Here is a 13,392-nt window from a genome sequence, read left to right on the forward strand (position 1 = left end):
CATTCATCTTCCACCAGTTGAGGGCTGACCGCTATTGCTCACATCCTGTGAAGTCGAGTTCGAAAAAGCTGTCCCTTGCCCACTTCAGAATAGTTTGCGTCACATTACATGTGCCACGGCACTATTCTTCCAGTGGTTAGGGCCATAGCGCTTTTTCTCTCATCCTAAAGTTGGGTTCACATCCTATTTATCCTATTTTTTATATTGGCTTTCTTTGTATGACAAGCCTAAGTGATCACGTAATGTTTTACCTTCGTAGTCGTATGAGTAGTAACCGCGTTCTGCGATTTTTGCTAATACATTATCGAAGAAGTTGTCGTAGTCTTCGCCGTATACTAATTCGGTTAGCATGAAACCATCAGCTGCATCATTGTCTAACCAAGTGATGATTTTCTCTACTAGTTCATCGTAAGTACCGTAGAAACTACCTTTTGGTGTAGCTGTTTGTAATGCTACTTCACGTAAGGTTAAGTTTTCTTCTTTGGCACGTGCTTTAATGGCATCAGAGGTAGAACGGAAGCCATCTGAACCTACTTCACCTAACTCTGGGAATTCTGCATCCGGATCATATTGTTTGAAGTCGTGGTGGTCGAAGAAGCGTGCTAGGTAGTCTAACGCTTCATCTAATGAGATTAAGTTTTGTAGTTTTTGGTAATTTGCTTCGACTTCTTCAGCTGTTGCACCAGTGATAGGTTGTAATTGTGGTAAAACAACTACCTCTTCTGGGTTACGGCTATTTGCAGCAACTTGATCCTTCACAGCTTTATAGTATTCTTGGGCTTTTTCTAAAGTACCCGCTGCGTTAAAAATAACTTCCCCATGTTTTGCAGCAAATTCAATACCACGAGGGCTAGCACCTGCTTGGAAGATGACTGGTTGACCTTGTGGCGTACGTTGAATGTTTAAAGGTCCACGTGAATTGAAGAAAGTACCTTTATGATTCAAGACATGTACTTTGTTTTTGTCATAAAATTCACCTGTTTCACGGTCACGTGTAAAGGCATCGTCATCAAATGAATCCCACAAACCTTTAGTTACTTCTAAATATTCGTCTGCCATATCGTAACGTAAATCATGTTCTGGATGGTTTCCTTTATTGTAGTTACCAGCTGATCCTTGTAATGGTGAAGTTACCACGTTCCAACCTGCACGACCTTTAGAGATGATATCTAATGATGCAAATTGACGGGCCACATTATAAGGTTCAGAGTAAGTTGTAGATAAGGTACCAACTAAACCGATTTTTGATGTGATTGGTGCCAAAGCAGAAAGTAATGTTAAAGGTTCAAAGCGGTTTACAAAGTGAGGAATTGATTTTTCATCGATGTATAGACCATCAGCCACAAACACAAAATCTACACCATTTGCTTCAGCTTTTTTAGTTAAGTTCACATAGTGATCGAAATCGATTGAAGCATCCGGTGCCACATCTTCGGCTTTCCATGAGTTCATGTGTGCGCCAGCTCCGAATAATAATACCCCTAGTTTTAATTGTTTTTTAGTCATGAAGATCTTCCTTTCTTTCTATTAAATGTTTTGTAAAATAACTTGATGAATCAATATGCTATTCTGCTTCTTTAGACTGGGTAATGTCTAACCCGAAGTATTCATTTGAAATCTCTGCCAAAGTCCCGTCTTCACTTAAAGTTTGAAGGGCTGCATTAAAGTCCGCAATGATTTGTTGGTTTTCTTCCGTATCTTTGAATGGGAAGCCGACTGGTTTTTCACCAAAAGTTTCATCAATCATCCGTAAATCAAGGTCGCGGTTTTTAATTTGCGCAGTCAATTCTTCGTAGCCATTGACATAACCTTTCACCTTGCCTGATTGAATATTGGCAACCGCCACCGCCATACTTTCAACATATTCAAGACCAATTTGGTCGTCAGTATCGTATTCTTCTAATACTTCCGCATAGTTAGACCCAACAACTGCATTCACAGATTCGCCCGCCAAGCCTTCAAGGGTGTTGGTTTCCGTATCATCAGATGCTACTGCAATCCCGGTAGACGCATAGAAGTAGTTATCTGTATACACATAAGACTCCCGACGTTCCGGCGTATTGGCGAAGTTAACAGCGGTATCTGCCTTTCCAGCTTGCAGTGCTGCAACAACACCAGACCAGTCAGACAAGGCCCATTCAATCTCGTAGCCCGCTTCCTCTGCTACTGCTTCAGCAACCTCTACAGAGAAACCTTTCAGTTCTTCCCCTTCTTGATAGTGTTGCGGATACCCATCTGGAGATGCTGCAATTGTCACTGTTTTATCTGCAGCCCCACTTTCTGAACTCGTCGCTTCTTCCTCTGCAGATGTCCCGCACGCCACTAAGACCAAGGCCGAGGTCAATCCAATACCCAATAACTTAAACTTTTTCATCGTTTTTCCTCCTCTTATCTGGTATATGGTATGGCTAAGCGTTTCTCATACCAGTTTTGTAATAGTGAATATAGAATGGTGAGGGCCCAATATATCAAGGCCACTGCGAAATAGGCTTCAAAGAACTTCAATGAATTCGAGGCGAATAATTTCCCTTGGGCAAGCAACTCAACGACCCCAATAGTGAAGGCCAATGACGAATTTTTCAGTAAGCCAACAAAGGTATTCCCAGTCCCCGGGATGGCGTTTCGAACGGCTTGTGGTAAGACAATCCCTCGCAATGTTTGCCTGTAAGTCAAGCCCACCGTCATCGCCGCTTCCACCTGACCCTCGTCTACAGAAACCAAGGCTGCTCGAAATACTTCAGCTAAGTAGGCTGCTGTATTCAAGGAAAAAGTCAGAATTGACGCCGCTTCAGCCGACATCCCTGTTGCAATCGGTAGAATCTGTGGTAACCCAAAGTAAATCAATAATAACTGGACAATGGGTGGCGTCCCTCGGAAAAAGGACATGATCACTTGGATAATCTGGGTCAGTACGGGCACTTTATTGACTAAAACCACTGAAAATAGTCCCCCAATGATAACGGCAATCGCCATCGACGCCAAGGTTAGATACAAGGTAATGGGCAAATAGCCAAGTAAATCTGGTAATATTTCCATCATATAAGCAAAATCAAAGGTCATGTTAGCCTCCTATCCGAACAGCGTTACGTTGTAAAAATTGAACAGTCCGTTCATGTTGCGGATTTTCTAAGACGGCTTCAGGTTCGCCTGATTCAACAATGTAACCATCTGACATAAAGATGACTTTGTCTGCAACGTCTTTAGCAAACTGCATCTCATGCGTCACGATAATCATCGTTGCTTGCTCGTCTCTGGCAATGTCGGAAATAACCTGTAGTACTTCAGCCACCCATTCCGGATCAAGCGATGAAGTTGGTTCGTCGAATAAAATAACTTTTGGATTGACCGCAACCGCTCGGGCAATACCCACACGTTGTTGCTGGCCTCCAGATAAAGTGACTGGATATTTGTCTGCCTTGTCTGCCAAACCTACTTTTTCAAGTAAAGCCAACCCTTTTTCCTTAGCGGCATCTTTTGAAAATCCTTGCGCTACTTCAAGGGCATAAGTCACGTTTTCAAGCACTGTTTTATTTTTAAATAAGTTGTAGTGCTGGAAGACCATCGAAGTTTGTTTTCTCAATTCAGCCACAGATTTTTTCGTCGCCTTCTTAGTATCCACGGCCACATCTCCAATGCGAATAACCCCACCATTCGGTTGTTCTAGGTAGTTTAAGCATCTAAGCAAGGTCGATTTTCCTGACCCTGATGGTCCGATAATGGCCACCACTTCGCCGGCTGCAACTTCAAAGGATATATCCTTTAAGACCTGGGTCCCAGAAAAGTCCTTTTGTAAGTGTTCAATTTCAATCATATTGTTACTATTATTGTTAGTCATATGTCGCTCATCCTCATTATTATGTGCATATAATCTTTGCTTGTGTTGACTGTTTAAAATCCTTTTTTGGGTAAAATAAAAACCCCTCCCAATAGGCAATAGTCCTATCAAGAAGGGATGATTGGTCAACAATCATGGTTCCACCCTTTTTCACATTGCCCTCGCAGACAATATCTCAGTCAGTAAATACTGACAGGCATAACGGCCCCACCCGTCCAACCAGCTTTCACTGGCAGGATGCTCCAAGCGCACTTCCATTACCTGTATCCATCTGCTCTCATCAACACAGACTTTCTGTCCAATACATGAGTAATTACTCTTCTCTTCATCGCATTTTGTGATTAAAAAAATGTCTTTTGCTTGAAGTCAATTTAACAAACCTGAACACCTTAGACAAGATTCCTGCCTAGGAAAAACAAGCTTCGTTTAGCATTTTTATTTTTAAATCTAGATAAAAATGCGTCTTAAAAGCTGATATTTAGCGGATTATAACCAAGTACACATAGACTTATAATCGTAAATAACTATCAAAAATGATTAAAATGCTAGTCAAATGATCACGAAATTCATTGAATTTCAATACAATATTTGTATTAAATCCGTGAATGTAAGCCTTTAAAAGACGCACATCCTTTTTTTCATTCCAATAAAAAACGAAACTACCCTAGTCTTTACCAGCAGTAGTTCCGTCAGTTTGTATTGGTTTTATGCAATCACAATGAGCACATTTTCAAAGGAATTGCCCTTTTGCCATTAAGGGACAATAGGCACCCCAATTTGTTCACGTAAGGTCGTACCTGGGTACTCTGTCCGATAAACCCCACGATCTTGAAGAATCGGCACGACTTCATTGACGAACCGTTCAAAGGCACCTGGAATGTCACCAGCAATGATAAAGCCGTCAATGGCATCCGCTTCAACCCAGCGTTGGATTTCGTCAGCGATGTCTTCAGCTGTCCCAATAAAGTTTGGACGAGTCACCGCTTGTTCCAAGGCTACTTGACGTAAGGTTTGGTTTTCTTCCTTAGCGCGTTTCTTGATGTAGTCTGTTGTCGAACGGAAGGCGTCTTTTCCGATATCTCCTAAATCTGGGAACGGTGCATCTAGGTCATAACCGGAGAAGTCGTAGTCATCGAAGTAGCGGGCTAAGTATTTCACTGCATTCTCAATTGGAATCAAGCTGGCAAATTCAGTGTAAGCTGCTTCAGCATCTTCTAAAGTATCCCCTACAAGTGGGTTGATGCCAGGATAAACCTTGACCTCTTCAGGATTACGGCCAGCTGCTTTAGCCCGTGCTTTAATGTCATCATAGAAGGCTTTTACTTCTTCTAAAGAATTGGCATGGGTGAAAATCGCTTCCGCGTTCCCTGCCGCAAAGGCCCGCCCAGAATCTGATGATCCCGCTTGGAAAACGAGTGGTTCCCCTTGAGGTGAACGGCCAATGTTTAGGGGACCAGCCACTTGGAAATACTCTCCTTCATAGTTTAAACGGTGCAGTTTTTCAGGGTCAAAGTATTGGCCTGTTTCCTTGTTTCTAGGGAAGGCATCCGGTTCCCAAGACCGCCATAAACCACGCACAACATCTAAATGTTCTTGTGCGATTTTATAGCGTTCACCGTGAGGCGGTAGCGTCCGGTTGTTGAAGTTCTCAGCCACCCCTGCTTGTGGTGTCGTCACCAAGTTCCACCCAGCACGGCCATTAGACAAGTGGTCTAGCGATAGCAATTGACGTGAAATAGTGAAAGGATCTGTATAGGTTGTTGAGAAAGTCCCCACTAAACCAATATTTTCAGTCACAGCCGCTAAACTAGACAATAAGGTAATCGGTTCAAAACGGTTTAAGAAATGAGGAATTGACTTCTCAGAAATATATAAACCATCTGCGATAAAAACGAAATCAAATAGTCCTTTCTCTGCTAATTGCGCCCGAGTCTTATAAAAGTTTAAGTTGGTGCTGGCTGTTTCATCTACTTGCGGATGACGCCAACCATCTGTTGTGCCACCGATACCATGTAAAATTGCCCCAAAATGTACTTGTTTAGTCATATTGCTTCACTCCTATTCCAGCTGCTTTTAGCCCATTCACCACATGTTCCAACCCTAAATCAATAATGCCTTGGTATTGCTTACTGTTTTTTTGACCAATTTCAACTACCGGCACATAAGAGACCCCGTATTTGGCATTCAAAATGTCTCTAAATTGGTCGTTTTCTGTCACGTCAATCAATTCATATGAAAGGTTTTCCTCTTTTAAGTAATCTTTGATTTCCTGGCAATAATAACAGCCTTGCTTGGCCCATAAAACGATATTTACTGCTTGTTGTTTGTCTGACATTCTTATCCTCCTTTAATTTCCCCTGCTAAGGCTTCAATAATCTCGAATTTCTTAGCGTAGGGGATGCCAATCGTATGAATCACAAAGTGTTCGGTATTAAATCTCTTTGAAAAATCGTCTAGTTGCGCTTTTACCTGACTGGCCGTACCAACAAAGGCGCCGACTTGTTTTTCAAGGATTTTTGCGTCCTCAGCTTGGTGCAGGTCAGCATATTCTTCAGCGGCCGCTTGTTTGTTGAAGTTGACCCTTTTGCCAGAATTCAAGACCACCGTATAGGCAGCTTGTTCAGCTAGGTATTCTTTACCTTCGTCCGGGTCGTCCGTGATATAAACAATGACGGCAATTTTAAAGTCCCCTGACCCTTGATAAGCGGCTCTCGTTTTACCAAGCGCTTCAAGATCTGCATTGGCAAAGTAGGGATAGACTAGGCCGGTATCCTGAGTGGTCGCTAATTTGGCACTTTCTTGACTACCCCCAAGCAACTCGATGGTAAAGTCTGAACTAATTGCCGGTTGTAAGTCATAGTTTTCAGCCGCATAGGGATGGTCGGCCGGGAAATTATTGCGGATAAAACGGGTGACTTCGATAAATTTATCATCGAAAGACTGGACCGGTTTGATAAAGTCTCGTTGTAGGACCTCAACCGCCTTATCCTTACCACCTTGAGCCTTACCCAGCCCTAAAATCACCCGACCCGGCGCTAGTTGGTGGAGGAGACTGAACGACTCCGCCACTTTATATGGGACATAATGTTGCAACATGACCCCACCAGATCCTACGCGAATCTTGTCCGTCTTGGCTAAGATGTAACCCACCAAAATTTCTGGTGCCGCACTAGCAATCTCTTTAGTGAAATGGTGTTCCGCCACCACAAAGCTGTCATAGCCCAACGCTTCTGCCTTCTGGGCAAACGCAACCGTCTTCTTCAGCGTCGACTGAGCGGTTTCACCTTCGTAAATAATGTTTTGATCTAATAAACTTAAAATTAAAGGCATTCACTTACCCCCAATTCTTTCCAACTACCACCGTGTGTCCTTTTTTTGAAAAATAAAAGCCCCTCCCTAATAAACAGTCTTGTCTATTAAGAAGGGGCGAAGAGTCAACGTTCGCGGTGCCACCCTTGTTCAAACTGCCCTCGCGAGCAATTTCTCATCCAGTAAATCTATACTAGAAAATTTAACGGTTCCACCCGTCTAACCAGCTTTCACTGGCTAGATGCTCAAAGGTCATTTTCATTACTGGTAAGCATCCGCTCTCATCTACTACAGACTTTCTGTGCCTTACCCACATAATTACTCTACTCATCCACGCACTGGTTTATTTGAATATTTACTTATATTTGCTTTTATTGCTATCTGGACTTGCAATAAATTTGCTTGCACTCAATCTAACAAATTCCACTCACTAGCATCAACCTTACCGCCTAGCCCTAAAATTTCCAGATCTCTTTTTGGACAAAATGACGACACATCAAAAAATCTAGGAAAAGCCTTTGATCATCAAGCTTTTCACATTAATGTAATTTTTCCACAATCGCTAACCACTATCATCATTGATATGGAAGTGGGACAGGCACTGACAAAAAATATGAAATTTAAATACAATCATTGTACAAAACGCCATTTCTCATCAAATCGAAAATTCTAACAATGTGATTAAATCAGCCTTTCTAATCAAATCAATTGAAACCGGGCCCTAACCCTACAGATATCATTTGACCGATTTTGATTTTCTGCATACAAATATTGCCTTTTGCTGTTATCACTTTTTTCGATAACCATTGATTGATAAATGCTTGAGCAAATTCCCCCACTAGAACCGTCTACTCAGTTACAATTCTCTTTAATGATTATGCAATTATTTAATATAGATACATAAACTAATCAACCAATTTCTAGAAATGAGGATGTCAGATGCGAATTGCCATAGTAGGTTTTGGGATTGCGGGTGCCAGCACCCTAATCCAATTAAGTAAACAGTTTGATTTAAATGCCGCTACCGATCAAGTAGATGTATATGAAACACGCCCACGTTTAGGTGCAGGTGCCCCATATGCGGAGGATGACGACGCCACGGTCATCAACTCTTTCCCGCGGTCATTGTCCCTTGATGACGACAACAACGAGGACTTTATCAACTGGACCAAGGTCAACTATCCGGCAATCGATATCGACAATGTCTTTGCCCCGCGAACCATTTACGGTGAGTACGTGGAAGAATATCTCAAACCCTATTTAGCCAAGGATTACGTCCGTCATATCCAAGCCAAAGTCACCGATTTTCAAGTCGTAGACGCAGATGGGATACCCCTATACCAGCGACCAATCGAAGATGGCTTAGCTATCAAGTCTTTACGTCCGAAAATGGTTGGTCCCAGATTTACGATGCGGTCTTTTTTGCCATTGGCCACCCGCCCTACCAAGACCCATATCAATTGGACGGCCAAGCCAACTACATTCAAGACCCTTACCCATTGCAGGAGAAATTGCAGGCGACTAAAGGTAAGCGTCGGATTGGGATTGTGGGCTCTGGATTAACAACTATCGACTTGATCAATTACTGCAACAAGTACGATTTATTTGCCGACCAAGAAGTGACGGTCTACTTTCGCCACGAACCCTTCCGGTCAGTGATCCAACCTGACGCTAACGAAGACTATATCCAGTCCATCGACGATGAATGGATTGAGACACAAAGAGCAGTCAACAAAGGGGCTATCCCGATTCAAGTCGTCATCAACCAAGTCAAGGCCGACTTAAAGGCCAACGGTATTGACTACAGCCGGGTATGGGCCAACTTCAATACAGGTTCAGTCGCTACCGTCACCAAGGCCATCCGCCAAGATGACCCTGACTACCGTCGTTTCCAAGGATTTTTCCGAGCTTTCTACCCAGTTCTCCACCAAATGATGGGGGCCCTAGATGCTGCCGGTAAAGACTATTTCTACAAGGATCTAGGCGCCTTCTTCCGCATGCTGTATTCACAAGCCCCAGCTTCTTCCATCAGCATGATTTTAGACTCAGTAGCCCAAGGCAAACTGAAATTAGTTTCTGGCTTATCTGATATCCAACCCTTGGAAAATGGCCAGTTCCACCTTTACGCTAACGGAATCCGCCACAAGGCAGATGTCTTAATCAACGCCACTGGCTTCAATAGTCGATTAAGTCAGGCAAAAGACACTGACCCGTTACTGGGTAATTTGATCCGCCGTAATTTAATCCTGCCTGACAACCGGGACAATATTTTAGCGGCTTACCCAAGCGCGACGCCATTAAACCCTAACTACCAAATCCTAGACAATGTCTACTTCCTAGGTAGCTGGATCGCTTCAACCCAAGGGCCGAACACGTCCGTTGCCCTGGCCAAGAAACAAACCCAAATCGCCGTCACTGACTTCTACCAACAAGTCAATAAACACCAGTAATTGACTATTTTTCCATGCAAAAAGGACTTGCACCCTCAAGCTAAGTGAGCGGCGCAAGTCCCTTTACTGTGTCTCATATTTTATTGAGATTAGTCGGTTTTACTAAACATACTTATTAGTCAACCATTGCGAACAAGTCATTTAGCTAAAGTAGGATGGGTATAGATTTGGTCACGTAAGGATGTGTATGGTAAGTGTGCTTTCATGGCTACAGTGATAATATTATGGGCATCTTCGCCGAATAAACGAACCCATAAAATTTTATCGGTTTTCTCATCGATAACTGGTTTAAATACTCTAGTAGTTCGGCAGATTACTTTTACTTTTGAAATATTCACCACTGGCAATTAAATTTTACTTTTTGCAAATAAATCGCTATCATTATCTCATATGCATACAAAAAACGCCCGATGCACATAGATGGGCTTAAACAATGAAATAAGGGAGTGATTAGATGACATTATTACTGAATGTTAAAGACATCCGAGGGTTGGTCGATATGGCAGAGACCGTCAACATTGTCGAAAGAACCTATCATGAAATGGGTCAAGGCAAGGTTATCAACCCAAGTAAGGTGAATTTAGACTTAGGTGAAACGGGTAATTACCCCTTCTACGACGGCTTTATGAATGCCATGCCAGCCTATATCGACTGGTTAAACATGGCTGGAATGAAGTGGATTGGTGGCTTTTATGGTGGTCGTCGAGCAGCCGGATTCCCCTACATGACAGGGATGATCCTCTTGTTAGACCCACATGTGGGACGGTTCTTATCCGTTATGGACGGGGCTTATATTACAAACCTTAGAACAGGTGCTCAAACCGCTGTCGCCCTATCATACTTTAACCTAGGCGAATCCATTTCACTGGGTATGTTTGGGGCTGGTACCCAGGCCAGAACCCAAGTGATTGCCATCACTAAACGGTATAAAATCAACCGTCTAGTCGTATGGAACCACCGCCGTTCAACAGCAGAAGCTTTTAAAGAGGACATCGCCCACCTTATCGATGGTGAAGTTATCATTGCAGATAAACCTGAGGACGCCACAGATAATGACGTGCTGATTACGGTCACAGGAGCTACCGCACCCTTTATCACAGGTGACATGATCAAACCGGGTACCATCATCATGCCAATGGGGTCACGTGGCGAAATCACAGACGATATCATCATTAACGCCGATCATATTTATGTAGACCACAGCGCTCAAGCCCTTCATCGAGGTGCTTTAAAGAGCCTAAATGATGCTGGCCATATCTCAGAAGCTAATATCACAGCTGACTTTGGTCAACTGGCAACAGGCGAAATCTCCCCTCAACACAATGACAAAACAACCACTATTGTCATACCAATCGGTATTGGCGCATTGGATGTAGCTGTTGCGGGGCACGTCTACCACAAAGCCATGATACAAGGTCTTGGTCAACAATTTGACTTTGACCTCCTGGGCGGAGACAATACCATCAATTACATGGAACCAGACTTGGAAAAATAATAACCACTAGCTAAGCTAGCAAGCAAAAAGGGGCGTGACCAATCATCACACCCCTTTTTGTGTATCATATTTATTCAAATTCACACCTAACGTTGAATACTCGCCCTTGTTCATGTGTCTTGTATTGCAATTTAAAACTTTTTTCTGACATAGCTTTAAATGTTATTCCTTTTTCCCACGCAACAAGCGTAACCCATTCAAGATAACCAAAATTGTTGAGCCTTCATGGAAAAGGACGCCAAGAGCAATATCTGCAATGCCCATAAAATTCAAGATGACTAAAACGAGCACAACAAACATTGAAAAGGCCATATTCTGCCAAGTAATTCGGTTTAAATCTTTGGATACCTGGTGGGCATAAGTCAATTTGTCCAGGTCATTAGCCATCACAACAACGTCAGCAACGTCAATTGCCACATCCGTTCCGTCACCCATAGCGAAACCAATATCTGCTTGCACTAGAGCTGGCGCGTCATTGACCCCGTCCCCTGTCATCCCAACTTGTCCGTATTCAGCTTGTAAGTCTTTAACAATTTGGGCCTTCTCTTCAGGTAAAACATTGGCCACAACTTGGTCAATCCCCACTTGATTAGCGACTGCCTGCCCAGTCACCTGGTTGTCTCCAGTGATCATGACAGTATGAACGTCCGCTTGGTGGAGGTAGTCGATGGCGGCTTTAGCCGCTTGGTTTGGCGTATCCATCATAGCTATGTAGCCGATAACTGCATCGTCTTTTGCGATATAAACCACTGTTTTCCCGTCCGCCGACAATTCGTCTGTGTGCCCCTTGATTTTGTCTGGAACGACCTCAAATATTGATGGCTTACCGATTTGATAAGTGTGGCCAGCGTAGGTCCCACTCAGCCCTTTTCCAAGGTCATTCGTCACTTCAATCGGGTCGGTTAAGGGTTTTGTGTGGGCTTTAAATTCTTGTAAAATGGCACGGGCCAAGGGATGGTTGGATTGACTTTCCATCGCGACAACTACTGGCAAGATTGCTTCGTCTTGGATCCCGTCAACAAAAAAGTAGTCGGTCACTTCGGGTTCACCCTTGGTCAAGGTGCCGGTTTTATCAAAGGCAATGGCTTTTAAATCAATCAGATTCGATAGGTAAGCGCCACCTTTGAATAGGACGCCATGGCGTGCCAAGTTTGAAATGGCCGATAGGGTTGCGGGCACTGCTGAAGCGCAGCACATGGTGAGGCGGAAATTAAGAATATCAGTCCACGGTACCAAGCCTCTGCCCATTCCCAGCCGAAGATCCAAGGACCTAGAAGGACTATGAATGGGAAAATGGCCAGGACGGTTGTGACATAGATTGGTTCGATTTTCTTAATTTTAGTGGCAGCTGGTGTCAAATTGGCTTGGGACGCTTCCACCATTTGCAGGATTTTCGCAAAGACGGTTTCATCCGGATTCTTCGTGACTTCTACCACAATAGCGTGGTCCCCGTTAATGGTCGCCCCAAATACCTCGTCACCTACTGTTTTTTCTTTAGGCATTGATTCGCCATTGATAGAGGCTTCGTTGATGACAGTAGCTCCTTTGACAATTCGGCCATCAGTAGGGATTTGACCCCCATTTAAGACTTGGACTTGGTCACCGATTTGCAGTTGGTCAACCGCCACCTTTTGGGTTGAACCATCAGTCTGTAATAGTAAGGCTTCAGTTGGGTTCAAATTCATCAGGTTGGTAATTTCACGTCGCGACCGCCCTTCCGCATAATCTTCTAGGAAGTGGGCACCCGCGAAAATTAAAATTAATAGGGCTGCTTCATAGAAAGAGCCAATTAATAAAGCGCCAACTGCCGCCAGCCCCATCAATAAGTGGATATTGGGTTTGAATTTACCCGCGGACATGGTGTCTCGAATAGTATCACCAAAGCCCTCACCTAAAACGTGGTAGCCAGAAAGGATAACGGATAATACCATAAGGATATTACCTATAGAACTTTGCCAGTTACCGATGATTAATCCAAGTACAAAGGCAATCAATCCTAGTATATATAGTCTCGCAGCTAGTTTGGTATCATGTTCCCCATGGTTATGACCATGGTGAACATGATTTTTTTCTTCCGTATGACAATCTCTATTTTCAGTCATTGAACTGCCCCCTGTCAAGCAGACAGGTAAATAAATAAAATATTTAAGCCATGCATCAATTTTAATATGCATGGTTTTTTTATGCTGGAATACGCAATCCCATGCTAAGTGGAACTCGCTCCATATTATAAAATTCAATATAAGATTGAAGTGCATCATTTAACTCTTCAAACGTATCGTATGCTTCTAATTGTGCATTTC

At 43.3% G+C, this 13,392-nt stretch carries 12 protein-coding genes, 1 pseudogene and 2 other annotated features; of the genes and pseudogenes, 3 read left to right on the forward strand and 10 right to left on the reverse strand.

Going from position 1 to position 13,392, the window contains the following annotated elements:
* Window positions 1-192 precede the first annotated feature (192 nt).
* The 7 genes from B9P78_RS07875 to B9P78_RS07905 form a co-directional block, all read right to left on the reverse strand.
* Window positions 193-1,506: an LLM class flavin-dependent oxidoreductase gene (locus tag B9P78_RS07875; protein ID WP_094518933.1), complete on the reverse strand. Its 1,314-nt coding sequence runs from the start codon at window positions 1,504-1,506 to the stop codon at window positions 193-195.
* 58 nt (window positions 1,507-1,564) lie between these two features.
* A complete protein-coding gene (locus B9P78_RS07880; protein WP_094518934.1) occupies window positions 1,565-2,374 on the reverse strand; it encodes a transporter substrate-binding domain-containing protein in 810 nt (269 codons plus the stop codon).
* Between the two features lie 14 nt (window positions 2,375-2,388).
* Window positions 2,389-3,060: an amino acid ABC transporter permease gene (locus B9P78_RS07885; protein ID WP_094518935.1), complete on the reverse strand. Its 672-nt coding sequence runs from the start codon at window positions 3,058-3,060 to the stop codon at window positions 2,389-2,391.
* A gap of 1 nt (window position 3,061) precedes the next feature.
* Window positions 3,062-3,835 (reverse strand): amino acid ABC transporter ATP-binding protein, encoded by a 774-nt coding sequence (locus B9P78_RS07890; protein WP_094518936.1) that lies wholly within the window; start codon window positions 3,833-3,835, stop codon window positions 3,062-3,064.
* 110 nt (window positions 3,836-3,945) lie between these two features.
* Window positions 3,946-4,173, reverse strand: a binding site (T-box leader).
* A gap of 415 nt (window positions 4,174-4,588) precedes the next feature.
* A complete protein-coding gene (locus B9P78_RS07895; RefSeq protein ID WP_094518937.1) occupies window positions 4,589-5,881 on the reverse strand; it encodes an LLM class flavin-dependent oxidoreductase in 1,293 nt (430 codons plus the stop codon).
* A complete protein-coding gene (locus B9P78_RS07900) occupies window positions 5,874-6,170 on the reverse strand; it encodes a glutaredoxin family protein (protein ID WP_094518938.1) in 297 nt (98 codons plus the stop codon). Before B9P78_RS07900 ends, B9P78_RS07895 begins: the two co-directional genes overlap by 8 nt.
* Before the next feature lie 2 nt (window positions 6,171-6,172).
* Complete coding sequence (locus tag B9P78_RS07905; protein ID WP_094518939.1) at window positions 6,173-7,165, reverse strand: MsnO8 family LLM class oxidoreductase; 993 nt, start codon at window positions 7,163-7,165, stop codon at window positions 6,173-6,175.
* An 89-nt stretch (window positions 7,166-7,254) separates the two neighbouring features.
* Window positions 7,255-7,487, reverse strand: a binding site (T-box leader).
* A 596-nt stretch (window positions 7,488-8,083) separates the two neighbouring features.
* Here B9P78_RS07905 and B9P78_RS10300 point away from each other — a divergent pair.
* Window positions 8,084-8,707 (forward strand): FAD/NAD(P)-binding protein, encoded by a 624-nt coding sequence (locus tag B9P78_RS10300; RefSeq protein ID WP_233487791.1) that lies wholly within the window; start codon window positions 8,084-8,086, stop codon window positions 8,705-8,707.
* Window positions 8,708-8,799: 92 nt separating this feature from the next.
* Window positions 8,800-9,594 (forward strand): hypothetical protein, encoded by a 795-nt coding sequence (locus B9P78_RS10305; protein WP_233487792.1) that lies wholly within the window; start codon window positions 8,800-8,802, stop codon window positions 9,592-9,594.
* Window positions 9,595-9,731: 137 nt separating this feature from the next.
* Here B9P78_RS10305 and B9P78_RS07920 read toward each other — a convergent pair whose 3' ends face one another.
* The gene (locus B9P78_RS07920; RefSeq protein ID WP_233487794.1) at window positions 9,732-9,935 is read right to left on the reverse strand and encodes a pyridine nucleotide-disulfide oxidoreductase; all 204 of its coding nucleotides are present in this window, start codon (window positions 9,933-9,935) and stop codon (window positions 9,732-9,734) included.
* A gap of 113 nt (window positions 9,936-10,048) precedes the next feature.
* Between B9P78_RS07920 and B9P78_RS07925 the strand changes: the two genes are divergently transcribed.
* Window positions 10,049-11,089: an ornithine cyclodeaminase family protein gene (locus B9P78_RS07925; protein WP_094518941.1), complete on the forward strand. Its 1,041-nt coding sequence runs from the start codon at window positions 10,049-10,051 to the stop codon at window positions 11,087-11,089.
* 162 nt (window positions 11,090-11,251) lie between these two features.
* Here B9P78_RS07925 and B9P78_RS07930 read toward each other — a convergent pair.
* Window positions 11,252-13,191 (reverse strand): annotated as a pseudogene (locus B9P78_RS07930) (heavy metal translocating P-type ATPase).
* Window positions 13,192-13,270: 79 nt separating this feature from the next.
* A partial coding sequence (locus B9P78_RS10730) for an IS3 family transposase (protein WP_148138594.1) occupies window positions 13,271-13,392 on the reverse strand: 122 nt, incomplete at its 5' end.

Source organism: Aerococcus sp. 1KP-2016, assembly GCF_002252085.1.
Lineage (GTDB): Bacteria > Bacillota > Bacilli > Lactobacillales > Aerococcaceae > Aerococcus.

Excerpts from the sequence above, each read along its gene's own strand:
- B9P78_RS07880 (WP_094518934.1), bottom strand. The coding sequence starts at position 2,374 with ATGAAAAAGTTTAAGTTATTGGGTATTGGATTGACCTCGGCCTTGGTC.
- B9P78_RS07905 (WP_094518939.1), bottom strand. The coding sequence starts at position 7,165 with ATGCCTTTAATTTTAAGTTTATTAGATCAAAACATTATTTACGAAGGT.
- B9P78_RS07875 (WP_094518933.1), bottom strand. The coding sequence starts at position 1,506 with ATGACTAAAAAACAATTAAAACTAGGGGTATTATTATTCGGAGCTGGC.
- B9P78_RS07890 (WP_094518936.1), bottom strand. The coding sequence starts at position 3,835 with ATGACTAACAATAATAGTAACAATATGATTGAAATTGAACACTTACAA.
- B9P78_RS07885 (WP_094518935.1), bottom strand. The coding sequence starts at position 3,060 with ATGACCTTTGATTTTGCTTATATGATGGAAATATTACCAGATTTACTT.
- B9P78_RS07925 (WP_094518941.1), top strand. The coding sequence starts at position 10,049 with ATGACATTATTACTGAATGTTAAAGACATCCGAGGGTTGGTCGATATG.
- B9P78_RS10300 (WP_233487791.1), top strand. The coding sequence starts at position 8,084 with ATGCGAATTGCCATAGTAGGTTTTGGGATTGCGGGTGCCAGCACCCTA.
- B9P78_RS07900 (WP_094518938.1), bottom strand. The coding sequence starts at position 6,170 with ATGTCAGACAAACAACAAGCAGTAAATATCGTTTTATGGGCCAAGCAA.
- B9P78_RS07895 (WP_094518937.1), bottom strand. The coding sequence starts at position 5,881 with ATGACTAAACAAGTACATTTTGGGGCAATTTTACATGGTATCGGTGGC.